The organism is Domibacillus iocasae, from assembly GCF_001750285.1.
GTDB classification, from domain to species: Bacteria; Bacillota; Bacilli; order Bacillales; family Domibacillaceae; genus Domibacillus; species Domibacillus iocasae.
Genome location: NZ_MAMP01000022.1, coordinates 300081 through 321386 on the forward strand (window position 1 = coordinate 300081; position 21306 = coordinate 321386).

Annotated in this window: 22 protein-coding genes; 17 read left to right on the forward strand and 5 right to left on the reverse strand. The window is 42.4% G+C overall.

Translation table 11 applies throughout. From position 1 onward, the window contains the following. The first annotated feature begins 6 nt into the window (after window positions 1-6). Both BA724_RS12280 and BA724_RS12285 read left to right on the forward strand, forming a co-directional pair. The gene (locus BA724_RS12280) at window positions 7-837 is read left to right on the forward strand and encodes a metal ABC transporter permease (RefSeq protein ID WP_069938951.1); all 831 of its coding nucleotides are present in this window, start codon (window positions 7-9) and stop codon (window positions 835-837) included. 13 nt (window positions 838-850) lie between these two features. Beyond that, window positions 851-1267 (forward strand): Fur family transcriptional regulator, encoded by a 417-nt coding sequence (locus tag BA724_RS12285; RefSeq protein WP_069938952.1) that lies wholly within the window; start codon window positions 851-853, stop codon window positions 1265-1267. A 25-nt stretch (window positions 1268-1292) separates the two neighbouring features. Here BA724_RS12285 and BA724_RS12290 read toward each other — a convergent pair whose 3' ends face one another. From BA724_RS12290 to BA724_RS12300, 3 genes are all read right to left on the reverse strand, one after another. Continuing rightward, on the reverse strand, window positions 1293-1892 hold the full coding sequence (locus BA724_RS12290; RefSeq protein ID WP_069938953.1) for a hypothetical protein: 600 nt from the start codon (window positions 1890-1892) through the stop codon (window positions 1293-1295). 5 nt (window positions 1893-1897) lie between these two features. Then, a complete protein-coding gene (gene ispG, locus BA724_RS12295) occupies window positions 1898-2992 on the reverse strand; it encodes a flavodoxin-dependent (E)-4-hydroxy-3-methylbut-2-enyl-diphosphate synthase (RefSeq protein WP_211272235.1) in 1095 nt (364 codons plus the stop codon). A gap of 95 nt (window positions 2993-3087) precedes the next feature. Next, on the reverse strand, window positions 3088-3609 hold the full coding sequence (locus BA724_RS12300) for a DUF1189 family protein (RefSeq protein ID WP_069938955.1): 522 nt from the start codon (window positions 3607-3609) through the stop codon (window positions 3088-3090). 229 nt (window positions 3610-3838) lie between these two features. On the opposite strand from BA724_RS12300, the gene BA724_RS12305 reads away from it, so the two are divergent. The 7 genes from BA724_RS12305 to pstB all read left to right on the forward strand — a co-directional run bounded on the left by BA724_RS12305 (window position 3839) and on the right by pstB (window position 12661). Beyond that, entirely contained in the window at window positions 3839-5473 is a 1635-nt protein-coding gene (locus BA724_RS12305) for a Na/Pi cotransporter family protein (protein ID WP_069938956.1), read from the forward strand. A gap of 274 nt (window positions 5474-5747) precedes the next feature. Next, complete coding sequence (locus BA724_RS12310; RefSeq protein WP_069938957.1) at window positions 5748-6356, forward strand: superoxide dismutase; 609 nt, start codon at window positions 5748-5750, stop codon at window positions 6354-6356. A 162-nt stretch (window positions 6357-6518) separates the two neighbouring features. Further along, complete coding sequence (locus tag BA724_RS12315) at window positions 6519-8624, forward strand: peptidoglycan D,D-transpeptidase FtsI family protein (RefSeq protein WP_083256241.1); 2106 nt, start codon at window positions 6519-6521, stop codon at window positions 8622-8624. Between the two features lie 298 nt (window positions 8625-8922). Further along, window positions 8923-9882 (forward strand): PstS family phosphate ABC transporter substrate-binding protein, encoded by a 960-nt coding sequence (locus BA724_RS12320; protein WP_069938959.1) that lies wholly within the window; start codon window positions 8923-8925, stop codon window positions 9880-9882. A 96-nt stretch (window positions 9883-9978) separates the two neighbouring features. After that, window positions 9979-10923 (forward strand): phosphate ABC transporter permease subunit PstC, encoded by a 945-nt coding sequence (pstC, locus tag BA724_RS12325; RefSeq protein ID WP_141719934.1) that lies wholly within the window; start codon window positions 9979-9981, stop codon window positions 10921-10923. Then, window positions 10923-11807, forward strand: a complete 885-nt coding sequence (gene pstA / locus BA724_RS12330) for a phosphate ABC transporter permease PstA (protein ID WP_069938961.1) — start codon at window positions 10923-10925, stop codon at window positions 11805-11807. The genes pstC and pstA overlap by 1 nt, the downstream gene beginning before the upstream one ends. 86 nt (window positions 11808-11893) lie before the next feature. Beyond that, window positions 11894-12661: a phosphate ABC transporter ATP-binding protein PstB gene (gene pstB, locus BA724_RS12335; RefSeq protein ID WP_281182016.1), complete on the forward strand. Its 768-nt coding sequence runs from the start codon at window positions 11894-11896 to the stop codon at window positions 12659-12661. Between the two features lie 45 nt (window positions 12662-12706). Here pstB and BA724_RS12340 read toward each other — a convergent pair whose 3' ends face one another. Both BA724_RS12340 and BA724_RS12345 read right to left on the reverse strand, forming a co-directional pair. Then, the gene (locus BA724_RS12340; protein WP_069938963.1) at window positions 12707-13150 is read right to left on the reverse strand and encodes an endolytic transglycosylase MltG; all 444 of its coding nucleotides are present in this window, start codon (window positions 13148-13150) and stop codon (window positions 12707-12709) included. Window positions 13151-13152: 2 nt separating this feature from the next. Then, window positions 13153-13509, reverse strand: a complete 357-nt coding sequence (locus BA724_RS12345) for a hypothetical protein (RefSeq protein WP_069938964.1) — start codon at window positions 13507-13509, stop codon at window positions 13153-13155. 148 nt (window positions 13510-13657) lie between these two features. On the opposite strand from BA724_RS12345, the gene BA724_RS12350 reads away from it, so the two are divergent. Genes BA724_RS12350 through BA724_RS12385 form a run of 8 tightly spaced genes read left to right on the forward strand, consistent with a single transcriptional unit; the run spans window position 13658 to window position 20948 of the window. Continuing rightward, window positions 13658-14224: a DUF4912 domain-containing protein gene (locus BA724_RS12350; protein WP_069938965.1), complete on the forward strand. Its 567-nt coding sequence runs from the start codon at window positions 13658-13660 to the stop codon at window positions 14222-14224. A gap of 30 nt (window positions 14225-14254) precedes the next feature. Continuing rightward, the gene (locus BA724_RS18040) at window positions 14255-16525 is read left to right on the forward strand and encodes a glycosyltransferase family 4 protein (protein WP_083256214.1); all 2271 of its coding nucleotides are present in this window, start codon (window positions 14255-14257) and stop codon (window positions 16523-16525) included. Then, the gene (locus BA724_RS12360; protein ID WP_069938966.1) at window positions 16522-17385 is read left to right on the forward strand and encodes a nucleotidyltransferase family protein; all 864 of its coding nucleotides are present in this window, start codon (window positions 16522-16524) and stop codon (window positions 17383-17385) included. The genes BA724_RS18040 and BA724_RS12360 overlap by 4 nt, the downstream gene beginning before the upstream one ends. A gap of 51 nt (window positions 17386-17436) precedes the next feature. Further along, window positions 17437-17586 carry a 50S ribosomal protein L33 gene (gene rpmG / locus BA724_RS12365; RefSeq protein WP_045850975.1) on the forward strand — a complete coding sequence of 50 codons (150 nt, stop codon included), beginning with the start codon at window positions 17437-17439 and terminating at the stop codon, window positions 17584-17586. Window positions 17587-17631: 45 nt separating this feature from the next. Beyond that, a complete protein-coding gene (locus BA724_RS12370) occupies window positions 17632-18192 on the forward strand; it encodes a 5-formyltetrahydrofolate cyclo-ligase (protein ID WP_069938967.1) in 561 nt (186 codons plus the stop codon). A 57-nt stretch (window positions 18193-18249) separates the two neighbouring features. Continuing rightward, window positions 18250-19794 (forward strand): rhomboid family protein, encoded by a 1545-nt coding sequence (locus BA724_RS12375; protein WP_245676200.1) that lies wholly within the window; start codon window positions 18250-18252, stop codon window positions 19792-19794. Window positions 19795-19809: 15 nt separating this feature from the next. Further along, complete coding sequence (locus BA724_RS12380) at window positions 19810-20019, forward strand: YqgQ family protein (RefSeq protein WP_069938968.1); 210 nt, start codon at window positions 19810-19812, stop codon at window positions 20017-20019. Window positions 20020-20021: 2 nt separating this feature from the next. Next, window positions 20022-20948, forward strand: a complete 927-nt coding sequence (locus tag BA724_RS12385; RefSeq protein ID WP_069938969.1) for an ROK family glucokinase — start codon at window positions 20022-20024, stop codon at window positions 20946-20948. Window positions 20949-21306 lie beyond the last annotated feature (358 nt).

Here is a 21306-nt window from a genome sequence, read left to right on the forward strand (position 1 = left end):
ACCATTATGATAGAAGCCATTTTTACGTATGAATTTTTGCAAAATGCTTTTCTTTCCGGAGCCATTATTGGCGTCATTGCACCGCTTCTCGGTGCTTTTATCGTTGTCCGGCGCTTATCCCTTATTGCAGATGCACTCAGCCATGTGACACTGTCTGGCATCGCTGCCGGCTTATTTCTTGGGCAGACGATTCCCGCTTTTGCAGCGGTGAATCCTCTTTATTTCGGGATGGCTTTCTCTGTTGGAGGTTCATTGTTAATTGAGCGGCTGCGAAATGTGTACAAGCATTATCAAGAACTAGCAATCCCAATTATGATGTCTGGCGGCATTGGGATCGGCGTTATTTTTATTTCGCTCGCTGATGGATTTAATACGGATTTATTCAGCTATCTATTCGGGAGTGTTAGTGCAGTCAGCAGAGGCGATCTGTATGCGGTTATCGGCATTAGTGCCATCGTTCTTATTACCGTTTACTTTCTCTACAAGGAATTGTTTATTTTATCGTTCGATGAAGAATATGCCAAAGCGTCTGGAATTCCGGCCAAAGCTGTTCATATGGCCTTTATTATTTTAACAGCGCTTGTCATTGCTGTTTCAATGCGGATTGTAGGGGTCTTGCTCGTATCCGCTCTAATGACACTCCCAGTTGCAGCAGCGATGCGTGTGGCGAAAGGATTTAAACAAACGATCTGGCTGTCTGTTTTATTTGGGGAAATATCTGTGATTACGGGCCTCATCAGTGCGTTTTATCTTGATCTTGCGCCAGGTGGGACGATCGTTGTAACCTCGATTCTTATTTTACTCGGTGTGATTATTTGGAAAAAAGAGAAGAACTAATGGAGGGGCCAACATGAATTTAACAAAAGCAATGGATATCATGAAAGAAAAGGGCTATAAGCAAACGGGAAAGCGTGAAGAAATGCTGGCGCTTTTTGCACGCCATGATAAATATTTGACGGCAAAAGATGTGCTTGAGGAAATGAAGGAAGATTACCCGGGCCTTAGCTTCGATACAATTTACCGGAACCTGGCACTTTTTGCAGAGATGGATATTCTTGAAGAAACAGAATTATCAGGCGAGCGGCACTTTCGCTTTGCCTGCTCGCATAATCATCACCACCATCACTTTATTTGCATGGCCTGCGGGAAAACGAAGGAGATTCATATGTGTCCGATGAATGAAGTGGAAGAATTAGCTGGCTGTGAAATAACTGGACACAAGTTTGAAGTTTATGGAAAATGCGAAATGTGTTCAAAAAAAGCGTGACCAAGGAATCCTTGGTCACGCTTTTTTATGTACGCAGCAATGGACTGATCCTGCCTTGCTGAAGAAGCCATTGCTGTACCCATAAATCCGCTTCATGCCAGTTATCAACACGTATCACATGATCCGGCACCGCATCCTGGTTATAAGGTGTATTAAATAGAACAACAGGAATTTGAAGCTCTTCAGCCAGCATAACCGCGTTGTCGTGCTTGTCTTCAAAAAAGATATCGACCGCATGGCGTTTTGCCGCTGCAACTTTATCATGTGAACCGATTAATTCAATATGATCGTAGTGAATCTTCTGGTCATGAAACCATTGTTCAGTAATGTCAAAAAGGTGCTGGCGTCTTGCACTAATAAAAAGCAAGTGAAAGGTTTTTTGCCATTTTGCTAAAATTTTATCCGCCCCTTCGGCTAGCGGAGAAGCGGCATAAATAGCCGGCTCGGTTTGATCAAACCAGTCCCGCATTTTATCAGGTGCAATATTCAGCGCTTCTGCAAGATCGTATTTTTTTATGTCTTCAAGGGTAATGTTCAGTGAGAACGATTCATTGATAAATGGCACGAGACTCGCCGGACAAGTTACCGTTCCATCTATGTCAATGCCAAAGCGTTTTTCTTTCATTACACTCACTGCTGTGCCGCTAGTGCTTGTTTGCGGTAATGTTCTTCAGCAATAATATCAATTTCTTTTTTTAATTCTTCAACCATTGTTTCCTCAGGTACTTTCCGGACTGTTTTTCCGTGGCGGAACAGCAATCCTTCACCTCGGGCACCTGCAATGCCGATATCTGCTTCACGCGCTTCTCCCGGGCCATTTACAGCACAGCCAAGAACCGCTACTTTAATAGGTGCTTTAATCGTAGAAATATATTCTTCCACTTCATTGGCAATCGAGATTAAATCAATTTCAATCCGGCCGCACGTTGGGCAGGAAATAAGAGTCGCCGCATTTGCAGCAAGGCCGAATGACTTCAGCAGCTCGCGTGCCACTTTTACTTCCTCAACAGGATCGGCGCTTAATGAAATACGAAGAGTATTGCCAATGCCTTTGCTTAAAATAGCACCAAGGCCAGCGGCACTTTTTACCGTGCCCGCAAAGAGTGTGCCTGATTCAGTAATCCCTAAATGAAGCGGGTAGTCAAACGCTTTAGACGCTTTTTCATAAGCTTCGATTGCCAGGTTAACATCAGACGCCTTCATTGAAACGATAATGTCATGAAAGTCAAGATCTTCTAAAATTTTAATGTGATGAAGCGCACTTTCGACCATGCCATCTGCAGTTGGATAGCCGTATTTTTCAAGAATTTTTCGTTCAAGGCTTCCTGCGTTAACGCCAATTCGGATTGGAACGCCTTTTGCCTTCGCTGCATTTACAACAGCCTCTACTTTTTCACGGCGGCCAATATTGCCGGGGTTGATACGGATTTTATCAACGCCTGCTTCAATTGCTTTTAGCGCTAATTTATAATCAAAATGAATATCAGCAACGAGCGGAAGATTGATTTGGCTTTTGATGGCAGCAAGTGCATCAGCCGCGCGCTCATCCGGAACGGCGACACGGACAATTTGGCAGCCTGCTTCTTCAAGACGGTTAATTTCCGCAACAGTTGCTTCTACATCGTGTGTTTTCGTTGTGGTCATACTTTGAATGACAATTTGGTCGTTGCCGCCAATTGTCAAGTTGCCGACTTTAACAGGACGGGTTTTCGTGCGGTGGGTGATTTCACTCAATGGTGATTCGCTCCTTTAAAAGTTAATCTAAATATCACATCTGTTCTATTCTATCAGAGGGACGCCTGTTCAGACAACAATTGCGTTTACTTTGGGGCGCCAGGCAGCCAGCGGATCGAAAGAAAGAGCATAATCACAATTAACAGCCAATCAGCTATATAGGCATAAGGAAATGTCCAGCCTGCCAATTCAACGAAAGTCGTCAGTAAAGCTGACAGACTGAGCGAGTAAGCCGCCATTCTGAATAAATGACGATATTCAGCACGCTTGTTTACTATGGAAACAATAACAAGGCCAATTCCTGCAAAAATCGATGCTTTTAAAAAAAACATGAATGATAACAGAATATAATAGAAAAAAAGAGCAACAGGAATAAAGATAAGCGCATTTTGATTCAGTGTTAATAATGGCAGCATCTCTTCGACCGTCGTTTTCGCGGACTCATTGCCATCCATTAAATAGAAGGCCGCAGCAATGAATGCCGGCAGGCTCATAAGGAATGACAATGCAAAAAGATACTGAATGGTTTTGCCAATTCCCTGCAGACGAAAAGCGGCGATGTATTTTGGGGAATGCAGGCTTTTAATGAATTGTGTATATAACGGCATAAAATACGAAGTCCTTTCTGAATGGAAAATCACATTTAGTATATAGCAGTTAACCACATGAATCTATATCATTTTTTTCTAGAATCATTATTTTTGTAATTAAATTGTAATACAAATCGTTAATTATTAATAAAATGTAAATTTTGGTTATAGGGTCTTTACTTTATCTATATGTTTTCTTCATAATTGGGGAGAATTTTGTCGAAAATAGTTGACTGGAGCTGAAAAAATGGAGATCAATATCCAAGAAATGCTGTTTCAATTTTTGGGCGGCCTTGGAATATTTTTGTATGGTATTAAACAGATGGGTGATGGACTGCAGGCTTCGGCTGGCGACCGCCTTAGAGAAATTCTGGACCGGTTTACAACCAACCCGTTGATGGGTGTTCTCGCGGGTATCCTAGTTACGATCTTAATACAAAGCAGTTCGGGCACAACTGTTATTACTGTCGGGTTAGTCAGTGCTGGTTTTATGACGCTAAGACAAGCCATCGGTGTTATTATGGGGGCTAATATCGGAACTACAGTTACAGCGTTTATCATTGGGATTGACATCGGTGAATACGCGCTGCCGATTATTGCTCTTGGTTCAATGCTCATTTTCTTTTTCAAAAGCAAAAAGACGAGCAACTTTGGCCGGATTATTTTTGGGTTCGGTGCGCTTTTTTATGGCCTTGAGTTAATGAGCGGCGGTATGAAGCCGCTTCGTGAACTGGATTCCTTTCATGATTTAACGGTTAGCATGGCCGCGAGCCCTATTTTAGGTGTTGTAGTTGGAACTATTTTTACTGTTATTGTTCAAAGTTCTAGTGCAACGATCGGAATTCTACAGGGGCTTTTTGCGGAAGGTCTTATTGAGCTTGATGCGGCACTTCCAGTTTTATTCGGAGATAACATCGGAACGACGATTACTGCAGTTCTTGCTTCAATAGGTGCATCAGTAGCAGCAAGGCGTGCGGCTGCCACCCATGTTTTATTCAACATTATCGGGACCATCATTTTCTTAACTATTTTGCCATTGTATACGGCGTTCGTTAGTTATTTACAACAATCAATGGGGCTTAATCCGGAAATGACCATCGCTTTCGCTCATGGAACATTTAATGTAACTAACACAATTATTCAGCTGCCGTTTGTTGCAGTGCTGGCCATGATTGTTACAAAGCTCATTCCTGGCGATGATACTTTCATTGAGTATAAACCGAAGCATCTCGACCCTATTTTCATTGAGCAATCTTCTTCTATTGCTTTAAGCCAGGCAAAAGAAGAAGTCGTTCGTATGGGAGATTATGCGGTTAAAGGGCTAGAAGAAACACATGAATATCTCAAAACGAAACATCAAAAACATGCAGCAAGAGCGGAACAGCTTGAGCAAGCAATAGATAATCTCGATCAGAAAATTACCGATTATCTTGTTGAGGTAGGTTCCAAACAGTTAAGCGCTGCTGAATCAGAGCGTCATTCAACGCTATTAGACGCGGTTCGTGATATTGAGCGTATTGGCGACCATGCAGAAAATATTTGTGAATTGGTTGAATACCAGCAGGCAAATAAAGTATTAATTTCAGATCAGGCAGTGGCCGATCTTGATGAAATGTTTAAATTAACAATAGAAACAGTATCAAAAGCCATTCGATCACTTAATTCTAATGATATGGACCTTGCACAGGAAGTATCAGAGCAGGAAGAATTGATTGATAAAATGGAGCGAAAACTCCGCAAACAGCACATTTTGCGTTTGAATGAAGGGAAATGTACGGGACAAGCAGGCATTGTTTTTGTCGATATCATTTCGAACTTAGAACGTATGGGTGATCATGCGGTGAATATAGCGGAAGCTGTTCTTGGTATCCGCGATTTATAAGAGAAGAGGAAGCAGCCGTTATGGCTGCTTCTTTTTAATCAGGTCCCTCGAAGGCCGCCACATGATGTGAAAGCTTTTAAGCAAGTCAGCAGAAGGCTGTCTGTTATTAACAATAGGCGTGGCATAGCCTGCTGTCAAAGAGTGTGGCTCCCGCTGGTTTGTTTTACGCCTGCTGTGTGCTTTTCTTGTGGGCATAATTATTGCGCCGTATTCACAATTTTGTTAATCTTGTATATGTTAAGTAAATCACTTTATTTTTGGGAGGAATTTTACAATGGCATTTGAACTACCACAGCTACCTTATGCGTATGACGCACTTGAGCCTCACATCGACAAAGAAACGATGAACATCCATCACACTAAACATCACAACACGTATGTTACAAACTTAAATGCTGCCCTTGAAGGCAACGAAGAGCTTCTTTCTAAATCAGTAGAAGAAGTAATCGCGAACTTAGATGCGGTTCCTGAATCTGCGCGCACTGCAGTCCGTAACAATGGCGGCGGACACGCGAACCACTCTCTATTCTGGCAGCTTCTTTCTCCAAACGGCGGTGGTGCTCCGTCCGGGAAATTGGCGGAAGCGATTGATGCAAAATTCGGAAGCTTTGATGCTTTTAAAGAAGAATTTGCAAAAGCGGGCGCAACCCGTTTCGGTTCTGGCTGGGCATGGCTGTCTGTTGCAAACGGTGAACTAGAGCTTTCAAGCACACCAAATCAAGATTCTCCGATCATGGAAGGCAAAACGCCGATTCTTGGTCTTGATGTTTGGGAGCATGCATACTACTTAAACTATCAAAATCGTCGTCCTGACTATATTGCTGCGTTCTGGAACGTGGTCAATTGGGATGAAGTCTCTAAGCGTTACGAAGCAGCTCTTTAATAGAAAGTGCTGGGTGAAAGCCGGTCCGATTATCGGGCCGGTTTTTTTGTGGAAAAAAACATTTACTTTCGATACAATGGACAATAGAGTAAATGAAACGAAGAAAGGGTTAGGCGGTTGAAAAAAGCGAATAAAAAGAAAAAAACGCACGTGCCGTTTCGAATGAACATGCTGTTTTTTGTGGTCTTTCTATTATTTTCGGCACTTATTTTCCGGCTGGGTATCGTCCAGATTGTTCAAGGAGAAGATTATCAGCGCAAAATTGAACGTACAGAAGATGTGACGGTTAATACGAGTGTACCGCGTGGGAGAATTTATGATCGTGATGGTGAAATTGTTGTCGATAATGTTCCTCAAAATGCCATTACGTATACCCGTTCGTCGAGTCCGAATGCAGAGGAAATGATGCAGACAGCTGAGAAGCTTGCCCGGTTGATAGAAAAAGAAACAGATCAAGTGACTGAGCGGGACATGAAAGACTTTTGGATCGGGAAAAACGAAGCAAAAGCAAAAGCAAAAGTAACAGATAAAGAATGGACTGCTTATGAAAATGAGGAGCTGACAGAAGACGACCTATATGATCTTCAGCTCGAACGCATTACAGAAAGTGATTTAAATGAACTGACGGATGCAGAGCTTGAAGTGCTGGCTATTTACCGGGAATTCACTTCCGGCTACCCTCAGACCCCTCAAATTGTAAAAAATGAGAATGTGACAGATGTAGAATACGCGGTTGTCAGCGAGAATCTATCATCACTTCCGGGTGTTAATACGACGACGGACTGGGAACGGGCTTATTCACACGATGGTACATTAAAAACGGTACTCGGCAATATTTCATCCTCCAAAGAAGGGCTGCCGAAAGAAATGGCCGAATATTATTTAGCGAGGGATTACAGCCGTAATGACCGTGTCGGCAAAAGTTACCTTGAGTATCAATATGAAGATGTGCTGCGCGGCCAAAAAACGAAGATGAAAAACATTACTGACAAATCAGGAAATGTGCTGGATTCCGAAATCATTACAGAAGGACAGCGTGGGAAAGATCTTGTTTTGACCGTGGATATGGATCTTCAAACTGCAGTTGAAAAAATCATCGAAGAAGAACTTCAGCAGGCTAAGTCAGGTTATCATCCATTTTTAGACCGCGCGTTTGTGACGATGATGGATCCCAACACAGGTGAAATTCTCGCTATGGCCGGTAAAAAATATGAGGTGGTAGACGGCAAAGCGGAAATTTTTGATTTTGCGCTTGGGAATATGACGACGTCTTATGCGATGGGGTCGGCTGTAAAAGGAGCTACTGTATTAACGGGGTACATGACCGGTGTAAATGAACCTGGTGAACAAATTGTGGATGAACCATTGAATTTTGCCGGAACACGTTCGAAAAGCTCCTGGTTTAATCGAGGCGGCGCTTTTAGTATCAGTGACACGTACGCCTTAATGCGCTCATCGAATGTATATATGTTTAAAACAGCGATGGAAATTGGCGGCGCACGCTATATTCGAAACGGCAGCTTGAAAATCAATGAGCAGGCTTTTCCAACAATGCGAAATTATTTCAGCCAATTTGGTCTTGGAGTAAAAACAGGCATTGACTTGCCGGGTGAACAAGCCGGCTACAAAGGTTATGTCGACCAGCCGGGTAAAATTCTCGATTTTGCCATCGGCCAGTTTGATACGTATACTCCACTGCAGCTTGCCCAGTATGTATCAACGATTGCAAATGGCGGATACCGTATGCAGCCGCGTATTGTAAAGGAAATTCGTGAACCGGTTTCTGAAACAAATAAAATCGGCCCGATTGCTGAGGAAATTGAACCAACTGTCTTGAACACACTGGACTTAGAGCCTGGCTGGATCGAACAGGTGCAGGAAGGTTTCCGTCTTGTGGCACAGGCATCTCAAGGTACAGCGTCCAGTTATTTTGGGGATGCTCCATATAAAATGGCGGCAAAAACAGGTACAGCGGAAGGCGTTTATGACGGTCCGTTAAAAGAAAAGAATAAAAATGAAATGACATGGAATGTGACGCTCGTTGGATATGCACCATATGATAACCCTGAAGTGGCAATGGCGGTTGTTGTGCCGTGGGCATATGAAGATAGTTCAAGTTCTATTCCGATTAACCATAATATTGGACGCCGTGCCATGGATAAATATTTTGAGCTGAAAGAGAAGAAAGTAACGGAAAAACCAGCTGAAGCAGTAGTGGATCAAGAGATCATAACAAAACAAGAAACGACTAATTTAAAAGATGAATAAAAAGGGCCTTTTCATTAAGTGGAAAGGCTTTTTTTTATTTAAATGGATATTTTTTTATAAATTAATTCATCATTACCAAAGAAAAAGAAGAATTTTTTCTGGTAATGTGAAAAAACTATAAAAGCTGTCTGTTCAGTAATCGGAATCGCTTTCAATAAAATGAGGCAAGGTGCATTACGCATAATTATGTGTGATTTACAAAACCTTAACATTTTATTAAAACCATATTAATACTCATCCTTTATTGTATTCAGTGTAGCGAATAAAAAAAAACAAATTTGCAGGGGGAAATGAAGAAATGAAACCAGTCAAGGTTCTCACGTTATCAGCTTTATTAGGATCAGCGCTATTGCTAGGCGCATGCAGCGATGACGCTGATACAGGGGCAACAGGAGAAGGCGCAGGCGATGCACAGCTTCAAGGCGAAATCTCAATCGATGGTTCATCGACTGTATATCCAATTGCTGAAGCAGTGGCAGAAGAGTTCATGCTTGAACAGCCGGATGTAAAAGTAACAGTCGGATTGTCTGGAACAGGCGGCGGCTTTGAAAAATTCATCGCTGGCGAAACACAATTGACCAATGCATCCCGTCCAATTAAAGACGAAGAATCAAAAGCTCTTGCGGATGCAGGGGTTGAATTCACTGAATTGGAACTTGCTTATGACGGATTATCCGTTGTTGTAAATAAAGACAATGACTGGGTTGACCAGTTAACAGTAGATGAATTGAAAAAGCTGTGGTTAGATAATGGTTCAACAAAAAAATGGTCAGACATTCGTGAAGGCTGGCCGGAAGAAGAAATTAAGTTTTATTCACCAGGAACGGATTCTGGAACATTTGATTATTTCGATGAAGTAATACTTGACGGTGGTCAAATTGACAAATCAGCCACTCTTTCGGAAGACGATAATGTTCTTGTACAAGGTGTGACAGGTGACGCCAATGCAATCGGGTACTTTGGCTACGCATACTACCTTGAAAATAAAGACAATGTGAAAGTAGTGCCAATCGTAAACGAAGCAGGCGATGCAGTTGAACCAAATGCTGAAACAATCGAAAGCGGTGAATACGCTCCACTTTCACGCCCATTGTTCACATATGTAAGCAATGCAGCAATCAAAGATGATGAAGCTGTTGCAGCTTATACGCAATTTACACTTGAAAATGCATCAGTTCTTGCGGAAGATGTTGGCTATGTTTCACTTCCGGAAGAAAAATATACAGAACAGCTTGAAACACTTGAAGGCTTAAAGTAATTACCACTGGATTAAAAAGCGGATAAAGATTAAAATATACACCAATAGGGGGCGATGCCCTCTATTGGTGTACGTGGGTTGAAAGGAGCAAGAGGGTTGAAAACAACAAATAAAGACCTTAGTCCGGTTCAGCAGCTGCTTGAAAAAAAATATAATGGCGGCTTTTTGAACAGAAGTGAAAAAGTTATTCCTGCGGTCTTGTTTATTATGGCTGCGGTCTCTGTCTTAACAACATTAGGGATTGTCTTAACATTAATTTTTGAAACAATTACGTTTTTCCGTGATGTATCGATTGTTGAATTTTTCACATCAACAGAGTGGTATCCATTCTCGAATACAGATCCTGTTTATGGTATTTGGCCGCTTGTATTGGGTACACTGAAAATCACGTTGATCGCTTCTGTTTTTGCTATTCCAATCGGCCTTGCTGTTGCGCTATACTTGAGTGAGTATGCAGGTACACGTACACGCAAAATTATGAAACCGATTCTTGAAGTGCTCGCTGGCGTGCCAACAATTGTTTATGGATTTTTTGCTTTAACGTTTGTTACACCCGTTTTGCGTGAAATTTTCCCGTCACTGGAGCTGTTTAATGCTATCAGCCCGGGGATCGTTGTGGGTATCATGATTATTCCAACGATTGTTTCATTATCTGAAGATGCTCTTTCTTCAGTCCCGGAGCCTGTCCGCCACGGCGCACTGGCCATGGGTTCAACGAAGTGGGAAACAGCATCAAAAGTTATTTTTCCGGCAGCTCTTTCCGGTATTCTTGCGTCAATTGTTCTTGGCGTTTCCCGCGCAATCGGTGAAACGATGATTGTTTCCATTGCTGCAGGTTCAACACCGTCTGCTGCACTGGATTTAACATCATCATTACAAACAATGACATCTTACATCGTTCAGGTTACGACTGGAGATGCAGGATTCGGCACGACGATTTATTACAGTATTTATGCAGTCGGCTTTACATTGTTTGTATTCACTCTGGCGATGAACATGCTTGCCCAGTTCATCTCGAAGCGTTTTAGGGAGGAATACTGATGGAAAATACAACTCGAGTTAAATCAGAAGAAATGATTGGCCGTATTGATGGCCGGCTCATGAAAAACAAAGTGATTAAAGGAATTTTTTTAACAGCAACGGCATTTACATCGATCATCTTAATCGTTCTGCTTTACCGAATTATTTCACAAGGTGCTCCATATTTATCATGGGACTTTTTCCAAAATTTCGCTTCCCGCCGTCCTGAACAGGCTGGAATTAAAGCGGCTGTTATCGGAACGCTTTGGATGATGAGTGTTGTTATTCCAACAGCGGCTATCCTTGGTGTCGGCACGGCTATTTACCTGGAAGAATACGCAAAGAAAAATGCATTGACACGGTGGATCCAAATGAACATTTCAAACTTGGCCGGTGTGCCGTCTGTTGTGTTCGGTTTGCTCGGTCTGACAATTTTTGTCCGTGTCTTTGGATTTGGCAATAGTGTCCTGGCTGCGGGTTTCACGATGGCTTTGCTTGTTTTGCCTGTTGTGATTGTGGCATCTCAAGAAGCGATTCGTGCTGTTCCAAATGAATTAAAAGAAGCTTCATTTGGTCTAGGGGCGACAAAATGGCAAACGATATATCGTGTTGTCCTTCCGTATGCCATTCCTGGTATTGCAACCGGCAGCATTTTAGCTTTTTCACGTGCAATCGGTGAAACAGCTCCGTTAATTGTCGTCGGTATTCCTACATTTGTTGCGTTCCTGCCATCTGGATACTTGGATTCATTTACAGCACTTCCAATGCAGATTTACAACTGGACTAGCCGGCCGCAGGTTGACTTTCATAACCTTGCAGCTGCAGGAATCATCATCCTGCTGGGTGTGCTCATATTAATGAACTCTGTTGCCGTCTGGATTCGGAATCGTTATCAAGCGAGATAATATACTTTTGGAAATTGTGATTGAAAATTTGGAGGTAATCTTATATGACGTTAACTGCGGTAAATTCAACGAAAAATAGTGAATCGATGCAAAATCAGGAACTATTCGTTTATAATACAAAAAACTTAAATTTATGGTATGGTGACCACCATGCGCTAAAAAATATTAATCTGGGCATTAAAGAAAAAGATGTAACGGCGATTATCGGTCCGTCCGGCTGTGGAAAATCAACGTATATTAAAACATTAAATCGAATGATTGATCTTGTGCCGGGAGTAAAAACAAACGGAACAATCGAATATCGCGAGCGTGACATTTTCAGCAAAAACTTTCTTGTCGAAGAATTACGGACACGTGTTGGTATGGTATTTCAAAAACCAAACCCGTTTCCAAAGTCGATTTATGAAAATATCGCGTTTGGGTTAAAAATTCATGGTATTAAAAATAAGCAAATCATTAATGAAACAGTTGAAAAAAGCCTGCGCGGTGCAGCATTATGGGATGAAGTGAAAGATCGGCTCCATGAACCTGCCTATGGCTTGTCAGGTGGCCAGCAGCAGCGCCTTTGTATCGCACGCTGCCTGGCACTTGAGCCGGATGTCATTTTAATGGATGAGCCGACATCTGCACTTGACCCTGTTTCGACATTAAAAGTGGAAGAGCTTATTCAAGAGCTCAAAGAAAAATATTCGATTATTATTGTGACGCATAACATGCAGCAAGCTGCCCGAATTTCAGATAAAACGGCTTTCTTCTTAAACGGGGAAGTAGTGGAATTCGATGCAACTGACACGATTTTCAACAGCCCTGCAGACAGTCGCACAGACGATTATATCTCAGGAAGATTTGGATAATAAAAAAGAGCCGGCGCTTATGCGTCGGCTTTTTTTATAAAACAGTTAATTTGTTAACACTTCGGCAATTTCTTTATCAGTCATTTCATTCTGAAAAGTATACGATCCAACCTGCAGTTTGTCTGCGTAGCCGTTTGTTGTTAAGTATTGATTAAAAGCGGCTTCTTGCTCAATAACGCCCAATTCTTTTAGCTTAGCTGCGATTTCATTAGACGACATACCCGGTTCGACCGACATGGTTATAGGCCGAACAGCAGGTTCTTCCGCTTGTTTTTTTGTTTCGTTTGTTTCTTGTGGATCAGAAGCCGATTCTGCCTCTTTTTCAGGAATTGACTTTTGAATGTTATAGCCGTCTTCTTTTAACAATTGAATTATTTCTTCCGTCGATAATTCAGCTGGTTCATTTTTTTCAATATAGCTAAAGATAAATAAGGAAGCCGAAGATGCTAAAAGGCCAAAGCCGAAGGAGCGAATAGATTGTTTTATCATGCTTAATTCTCCGTTTGCTTTTTCATAGCTAAAATATTTTTCACCTGATCGATTGAAAGAGAGGATTGGTTCGCAATTTGCAAAAGCGGTGTCCCTTGCTGATAAAGTGCAATTACCTGGCTTTGAATAATTTCATTTACCATAACCGGCTTTTTCGCTGCCATAGAAGGAGCATCCCCCATAAGCAGTTCTTCCTCAAGCACTTTTAATTTTTTTGTGAATTGATAATGTTCCTGAAGCATTTTCATAGACAATTCTTCAAGTTCTTTTTCAAAGCGCCGTTGTTTATCAGGTACAAAAAACGACAATAAAATAAAGAAGGCACCGGCACATGCCAATCCGATTATAAGTCCATTCATTCAAAAACTCCTTTCATTCTTTTTTTGCTATTGTATCATATCAGGCCTGGAAGGAGAGCGATGCGCTGGTAATTGCCGCATACTATTGAACATGATACGATAATGGTATAATCAGTTTAGGAAAACTGCCGGACCGGGGTGATACATATTGGTTGACGAGATTGTCAGGCTGAAAAGCCAAAATTTTTCATGGGATCAAATTGCGGGAAAACTATCGATTCCAAAACAGGAGGTAAAACAAAAATGGCGTCGTTTTATGGCGGAAAAAATGGAATTGGATGCGAAAAGTGAACTTCACGCCGTTTTTTTATCAAGAGAACGTCTTTATTGTAAATGGCATCTTCATCCTCGTCTGTTAAAAGCAGCTTTTTATTGTGAGAAGCCGTTAAATTCAGAAGTGCTGGATCTCCGTATTTTTGATATAACGGATATTTATTTTAATGGAACGAATGCTCACTCCGTTACATGTATAAAGATAAATAAACAAGATCACTCGTGGACCATTAAAGGGTTGAAAAGAAATCGCTCCTATATTTGTGAGATTGGCTACTTAACAAAAAATTATATATTTTGGCCGATTTTGCGCTCTCATCCGGTTCATACTTCATATGAACGAAATACAGACTATATATTTAAGTTAAGAGCAGCGGAAGAATTTTACCATCATCCTTTAAATGGACCAGGTTGGATTGAGCATCCGGATTGCTTGCGATAAGGCTACAATAGGTAAAGGAGGTAAAGGGAAATGAAATTTTCTTTTTCAAATATTATGATGATAGATCATCCCTTTCGGCCTCTTGCCCTGGCCGGATCAACAATGGAAAGTGAAGAAATAGTAGACATGATGAATGTGTATGGCTATTTGCTGAAAGCGGCAGAACGTGCGGAACCCGGTAAGCCCGTGACAGCTGTTGTTAATTTGTTTGCATTAGGCTGGTTAAATGGCGTTCGTGGAAAAACGGCAGTCAACGCCTTTATTAACCATCATGTTAATCACGTATCTGCTGACCTGCTGCGTATGCATAATGGATCATTCATTCACGCATTCAAGGCGTTGATGGCTGAACAAAAGCTCTTGTTGCTGCCCGTAGCGCTTAGTCATTTTCCATTAACCGCGTATACGATAAAAGGAGCGGCAGCGGAGGATTTAAAGCGGACAGCTGCTGTCTGGAAAGAATTGTTTGGAAGCCCACCGCCATCCATCTGGCTTCCGAGGGGTGCCTATGCGCCTGGATTAGATGAATTTCTTCAGCAGGAGGGCTGTCAATTCTTTTTTCTCCCTAGTGATGCCTTCCCGTCGGACGAACAACAGGATGTTCAATGGATGTCACCGCGTGGACTCAATATTTTTCCTTACCAGTTTGAAGAGAAACAAAATGATAAAGAATCAACCGCCATCCTTTTCACATTGACGGGAGACAATGCCTGTCACCGATTTAAGAATCTCGATAAAGAACGAGCGCTAAAGTCAGATATTCCTTCTGCCAAACGAATGATCCACTTTCCACTCGTGTATGAAAATATGAATGATGGGCAGGCATTGATTACGGCTGAAGAAATTCAGCGCTGTGACCTTATTTTTCAGTTGAAAAAAGAGTGGGATGAAAAATGCACGTCTTCCATATGTGAGGTGCGGAGTGTCCTTGATCTTGAATGGGCGTATTGTGTATATGCTTCTATAAACGAGCTTGAAGAGGAATTAATAAGTGCGGTGGATTCTCTTCGGTATTTACTTGATGGAGCGCGCAAAGAGTTCCCGGATTTGGACTATGCACACCAACGCATGCGTCTTCACTACGGGGTGACGCTGCTTTCTGAGCAGCCTATTGAAATTGTAGAGGAGCTGGAAGGAGCCATCCTGCTGCTGACATGGGAGTACCCGCCAAATATTGTCGGCGGAATGGCCCGCCATGTGCATGGACTCGCTGAATCGCTCGTTGCTTCCGGGCGTGAAGTAATTGTGCTGACAGCTTCCCACCACGGGGCACCTCAACATGAAGTCATAAGCGGTGTTCACATTTATCGAACAGGTCCACTTCACAAAGGAGAACAGGACTTTTTAAAGCAAACATCGGATTTAAACTTATGCCTCTTCCAAAAAGGAATAGAGCTGATTCGCAACTATGATATTGCTCTTATCCATACACATGACTGGTTGACCGGAGATGCCGCGATTTTATTGGCTGAACAGCATCAGCTGCCGCTTGTATCCACTATTCATGCAACTGAGCATGGTCGTAATAACGGCTTGCATAATGAATTGCAGCGCACGATCGCTTCAAAAGAAAAAGTGCTTATTGCGTCATCTGATACCGTAATTGTTTGCAGCCAGCCGATGAAAGAAGAGTTACGGGTTTTTTACGAAGCGGCTGAGAAAGATATCTATGTTATTCCAAATGGTGTTGAGTTTGAAGGAAATGTATCAACGCATACACGGTTTAGTCATCTGAAACCCTTTATTTTCTCGATTGGAAGAATGGTGTTTGAAAAAGGTTTTCAAACATTTTTTAATATCCATCTAAAAAACTTGAAAAAAGAAAATATTCAGTTTATTATTGCGGGTAAGGGTCCTTTACTGGAAACATGGCGTGAAGAGGTTAAAAAACGTGGACTTGAAAATAAGATTCATTTTGTCGGGTATGTAAGTGATGAAGAGAGGAAAGCGTTATTCCAAACATGTGAAGCAGCTGTGTTTCCAAGCTTGTACGAACCGTTTGGAATTGTTGCTCTTGAGGCGATGGCATTTCAAAAGCCCGTTATTGCGGCCGCAACAGGGGGATTAAAATCGTTTGTTTTGCATAAACAAACTGGTCTTTTGTTTGAGCCGGGAAATGCGGAAGATTTATCAGCTAAGCTAGCTGCTATTCTTGATCAGCCTGACTATGCAAATGAACTGGGCATAAATGGACATGAAATGGCAAAAGAGCTTTACAGCTGGAATCACATCAGTGCACAGACAGAAAAGGTATATGATCAAACCGTTTTCATCAAAAAAATGGAAGGGGTTCGCACATGATAGGTATCTTGCTTGCTGGAGGGCGGGGGAAGCGATTGCGCCCGATTACCGACCGCATACCAAAGCCAATGGTCCCTTTACTGAATAAACCTCTTTTGGATTATAACTTAAACGTTTTTAAAATGAATGGCATTTCTCGGGTCATCATGACAGTTTGCTACAAGAAGGAAATTATTCAGCAGCATGCAGGATTTGGACAGCAACATGGATTGGACATTCAATACATTGAAGAACATAAGCCGCTCGGTACGGCAGGAAGCTTATTTGCTTCAAGTGGATTGTTCAAAGAGACATTAGCCGTTTTAAGCGGAGATGCATTGACAAATGTACCGCTTCGTCATGTGTATGATTTTCATAAGGAGAAAGGGGCGCGTATTACAATTGTCACAGCGATGGCTGAGCGTCCTGAACAGTTTGGTGTTTGCCTGACTGATCAAAAAGGCAGACTGTTGTCGCTTTTAGAAAAACCTTCTGAGGCTCATTTGTGGACAAATCAGGTGAGCACAGGCATTTATTTAATCGAACCGTCTCTTTTCGAAGAGTATGTTTTTCAAGGAGAAGTAGATTTTGCAAAAGATGTTTTTCCGGCGCTGTTGGCTAACCGGGAACCGATTTACGTATATGAAACAACTGCGTATTGGCAGGACATTGGCACGCATCGCGCATATAAGCTGGCTGAAAAGCGGCTGAAGCGGGGAATCTCGGGGATTACAAATCGACTGAAGCCAGTTTATCCGCTGTCTAATACTTTTTCTGCGTCTGTTTTGCATGAAAAAAGCGGGTCTGTGGATCGGTTGGATTCTTATTCATCAATGTTTAAAAAACAGGCTGGTATTTCTGACGAAAAGGTGCTATTATAGTAAAGTCGCAAATGACTTGAAAATAAGCGAGACAAGTTTGGAGGGAAAAACATGCGTGTAAACATTACATTAGCTTGCACTGAGAGCGGTGACCGTAACTATATCACAACTAAAAACAAACGTAACAACCCGGATCGTCTCGAGTTGAAAAAATACAGCCCGCGATTGAAAAAAGTGACAGTGCACCGCGAAACGAAGTAAGCAGCAGGAGACTTTCCTGCTGTTTTTTCTTTTGAGGAGGACCGAATGAATAAAAAAAAAATGAGGGAAACAATCAAGCAGCAGCTTACCGCGATGGAGCGGCCGGTATATGAGCAAAAAAGTTTCGATATTGCGGCAAAATTGTATGCGCTTGCGGAATGGAAACAGGCAAAAATAATTGCTCTTACTGTTTCAGCTGATTTTGAAGTAGACACATGGCAGCTAATTCGGTTTGCCTGGCTGAATGGCAAAATTGTTTGTGTACCAAAATGCAGCCCGGACACAAAAAGCATGCAATTTTATCAATTGGAAAGGTTTTCAGACCTTGAAAAAGTATATGCGGGTCTTTATGAGCCAAACCCCGAAAAAACAACGCCTATTCATTCGAATGAATTAGATTTACTCGTAGTGCCAGGTCTTCTTTTTGAACGAAAAGGATTTCGAATTGGCTTTGGCGGCGGCTACTATGATCGCTTTTTATCTTCATACAAAGGGCAAACGATTTCATTAGCATTTTCTATTCAATTGCTTGAGAAACTGCCGGTTGAAAAGTACGATATGCCTGTTCAGAAAATTGTGACGGATAAAGAAATCATCATTTGCTAAAAACGATCCTTCTTTCTTTACCGTCCGAATTAGTTCCGTTATAGTGGTATCAACAGGATGGACGAAAGTAGTGATGAAATGACAACGCGAACAGATGTGATTTTTTGGCGGCTTGCTTATTTTCTTGTCGTTGAACAGGAATATATACTGGTAAGGCTGAGCCAGGATCGAAGCGAAATGCTGCTGGAAAATCGTTCAATCAAAGAAGCGGCGATGATCAGGCTTTCCCGGCAAAATCTTGGCTGGGCAGCGGGTCTCAGGCGGGATGTTGAGAAAACACTGTGGTTTGGAGAACGATTTCGAAAGCAAGCAGGGAAGCGAAAACTTTCTATATTAAATATCATTGTGTCGCCTCATGCACCGGTTGATGAATTTTCAGCTTTTATTAAACCAGCTGAAAGTGGAAAAATGAAAGTATCGACACTTCTATTTACCGAAGATGAAGTTACAGGGCCTCTTCAACAGCTGGAAACCATTTTGTCACCGGCTCCAGAGCATAAAGATTTTGATGGGGCAGAAGACGAAGCGACGGCCTATGAGCGGGCAGTATTATCGCATGAGGTAAAGCGAAAAGAAGAAGAAAAGCGTTTTTTTCATTATGGGAAGCCTTTTTTCACCTATATTTTTACCACTTTTAACATCATCATGTTTTTGCTTATGACACTTGCCGGTGGAAGTACCAATACAGAAGTACTCATTCAATTTGGAGCAAAGTTCAATCCACTTATTTTAGAAGGAGAATGGTGGCGCTTTATTACACCGGTTTTTTTGCATATTGGGCTGCTGCATCTTTTGATGAACTCATTGGCTTTATATTATTTAGGAATAGCTGTTGAGCAAATATACGGCCGATTGCGGTTTCTCTGGATCTATTTGTTTTCTGGCTTCACAGGAAGCTTGTTAAGCTTTTTACTGACGCCCAATTTGTCCGCAGGCGCAAGCGGTGCCATTTTTGGTTTGTTTGGTGCACTTCTCTATTTTGGTGTCACGAAGCCAAAGCTGTTTTTCAGGACCATGGGAATGAATGTGCTTGGCGTCATAGGGATTAATCTTGCCTTTGGATTTACGATACCGGGCATTGATAATGCAGGTCATATCGGGGGCTTGATCGGTGGATTTTTAGCGGCAGGCATCGTTCACTTTCCGAAAAAACGCCGGCTGCTCCAGCAAACGGCTTTTTTAGCAGCTGCATTGGCTTTAGCCAGTGCTGGATTATTCTTCGGGTTTCAGCATGGATATGCTGCAGTAGATGCGCAATCCGTCAATATAAGAGCAGCGGAAGAACTGGACGCTGGAAATGCTCAGGAGGCAGAACGAATTTTGGCCAGCTTTATTGAAGGTGGCGGTGAGCCTTCTGCTGAGACGTATTTTTATCTCGGATATCTCGAAGCGGGAGACGGGCGGCTGGCAAAAGCGGAAAATCACTTTAAACAATCGGTCTCTTTACGACAAGATTTTCACGAAGCCCATTATAATTTAGCACTTATTTATTCTGAACAAGGCAATCGGAACGAAGCTGTAAAATCTGTGGAAGCAGCGATAAAGTATGCACCCGGTGAGCAAGTGTATAAAGATCTTGCCGGTGAATTGACCAATGAATAAAAGCAGGGTGAAAATATGAAAACAATTTTTGATGTTCAGCAGCTGCTAAAACGCTATGGTGTTTTTGTGTATATCGGCAACCGGGTGGCGGATCTGCAAGTGATGGAGCTGGAGTTGAGGGATCTCTATCAGTCTCAGCTGATTGAACTAAAGGAATACCAAATGGCGCTGCTTTTATTGCGCCGGCAGATTGTAATCGAAAAAGAGAAAGAACAGGAGAAGTGATTATGGCAGAAAAACGGCTTGCTGCTTTTGACATTGGCGGCACATCTATTAAAATGGCTTTTTTAACGACAGAAGGAGACATTATTCGTAAATGGTCCATTCCGACTGACCGGTCAGATAGTGGCGCTCGTATTGTTGGCGACATTGCCCGTTCTTTTTATGCAGAATTGGCAGCAGATGGGCTGACGACTGTTGACGTGTTAGCAGCGGGTGTCGGCGCTCCGGGTCCTGCTGATCCGATAGACGGAACAATTTCAGGGGCCGTTAACATTGGCTGGCAGAATGGATATCCATTAAAGAAATTACTTGAAGAAGCTATTGAACTGCCTGTCTTCATCGAAAATGACGCGAACTGTGCGGCACTTGGTGAGATGTGGCGGGGCGCAGGAAGCGGTGCGGGAGACGTTGTCTGTGTGACGCTTGGCACAGGCGTTGGCGGCGGCGTGGTGTCAAAAGGAATGATTATCACAGGCGTTAACGGGGCAGCCGGAGAAATTGGCCATATAACCGTTGAGCCGGAAAATGGATTCCTTTGTAATTGCGGCAAGCATGGCTGCCTTGAAACGGTTGCTTCGGCTACCGGAATTGTAAACTTGTACAAACAAGAAGGAAAAGAGGCCCCGGATGCCCGAACCGTATTCGAACACGCTGCAGCGGGTGATGAGGCGGCCAAACGTGTGATTGATCGCTGTGCTTTTTATTTAGGTCTTGCTATTGGGAATATCGCAAACATTGTTAACCCAGCCAAGATTGTGATCGGCGGTGGAGTATCAGAGGCAGGAGAAGCCCTCCTGCTGCCTCTAGAAGCATATGTAAAACAGTTTACATTCCCACGTGCGATGGATGTGCTTTCGCTGGAAAAAGCGCAGCTTGGCAACGATGCAGGTGTAATTGGTGCCGCATATTTAGCAAAAGTCATGACGGTTTAACAAAATGAAAGCCAGCCCTTTTAAAGGGCTGGCTTTCAGGCTGTTGACAAACGCTCGCTTTCGGCGTCGCTTGCCGGCTGCGAATGCTCATGATCCCAAAAAGGTCACTCCGTTTCCCATCCGGCCGCGCTTCTTGAAAGACAAACGTTTTCAATCAGCCTGTTTTCTGACTTTGTCTACACTCTCAAAGCTAGCCTTTTTAAAAGGCTGGCTTTTTTATGAAACTTTTTTAGATTTCATGCGTATGATTGAACAAGCGGAATCGTCATGAAACTATTATAAAGAGTTACTATGGCATTCTGTTTGATTTTTTGTAAAAAAAGTATTAAGATTGTGAAAGGTGATTTACAAAAGGTTA

Excerpts from the sequence above, each read along its gene's own strand:
- BA724_RS12280 (WP_069938951.1), top strand. The coding sequence starts at position 7 with ATGATAGAAGCCATTTTTACGTATGAATTTTTGCAAAATGCTTTTCTT.
- BA724_RS12285 (WP_069938952.1), top strand. The coding sequence starts at position 851 with ATGAATTTAACAAAAGCAATGGATATCATGAAAGAAAAGGGCTATAAG.
- BA724_RS12290 (WP_069938953.1), bottom strand. The coding sequence starts at position 1,892 with ATGAAAGAAAAACGCTTTGGCATTGACATAGATGGAACGGTAACTTGT.
- BA724_RS12300 (WP_069938955.1), bottom strand. The coding sequence starts at position 3,609 with ATGCCGTTATATACACAATTCATTAAAAGCCTGCATTCCCCAAAATAC.
- BA724_RS12305 (WP_069938956.1), top strand. The coding sequence starts at position 3,839 with ATGGAGATCAATATCCAAGAAATGCTGTTTCAATTTTTGGGCGGCCTT.
- BA724_RS12310 (WP_069938957.1), top strand. The coding sequence starts at position 5,748 with ATGGCATTTGAACTACCACAGCTACCTTATGCGTATGACGCACTTGAG.
- BA724_RS12315 (WP_083256241.1), top strand. The coding sequence starts at position 6,519 with ATGAACATGCTGTTTTTTGTGGTCTTTCTATTATTTTCGGCACTTATT.
- BA724_RS12320 (WP_069938959.1), top strand. The coding sequence starts at position 8,923 with ATGAAACCAGTCAAGGTTCTCACGTTATCAGCTTTATTAGGATCAGCG.
- pstA (WP_069938961.1), top strand. The coding sequence starts at position 10,923 with ATGGAAAATACAACTCGAGTTAAATCAGAAGAAATGATTGGCCGTATT.
- pstB (WP_281182016.1), top strand. The coding sequence starts at position 11,894 with ATGCAAAATCAGGAACTATTCGTTTATAATACAAAAAACTTAAATTTA.
- BA724_RS12340 (WP_069938963.1), bottom strand. The coding sequence starts at position 13,150 with ATGATAAAACAATCTATTCGCTCCTTCGGCTTTGGCCTTTTAGCATCT.
- BA724_RS12345 (WP_069938964.1), bottom strand. The coding sequence starts at position 13,509 with ATGAATGGACTTATAATCGGATTGGCATGTGCCGGTGCCTTCTTTATT.
- BA724_RS18040 (WP_083256214.1), top strand. The coding sequence starts at position 14,255 with ATGAAATTTTCTTTTTCAAATATTATGATGATAGATCATCCCTTTCGG.
- BA724_RS12360 (WP_069938966.1), top strand. The coding sequence starts at position 16,522 with ATGATAGGTATCTTGCTTGCTGGAGGGCGGGGGAAGCGATTGCGCCCG.
- rpmG (WP_045850975.1), top strand. The coding sequence starts at position 17,437 with ATGCGTGTAAACATTACATTAGCTTGCACTGAGAGCGGTGACCGTAAC.
- BA724_RS12370 (WP_069938967.1), top strand. The coding sequence starts at position 17,632 with ATGAATAAAAAAAAAATGAGGGAAACAATCAAGCAGCAGCTTACCGCG.
- BA724_RS12375 (WP_245676200.1), top strand. The coding sequence starts at position 18,250 with ATGGACGAAAGTAGTGATGAAATGACAACGCGAACAGATGTGATTTTT.
- BA724_RS12380 (WP_069938968.1), top strand. The coding sequence starts at position 19,810 with ATGAAAACAATTTTTGATGTTCAGCAGCTGCTAAAACGCTATGGTGTT.
- BA724_RS12385 (WP_069938969.1), top strand. The coding sequence starts at position 20,022 with ATGGCAGAAAAACGGCTTGCTGCTTTTGACATTGGCGGCACATCTATT.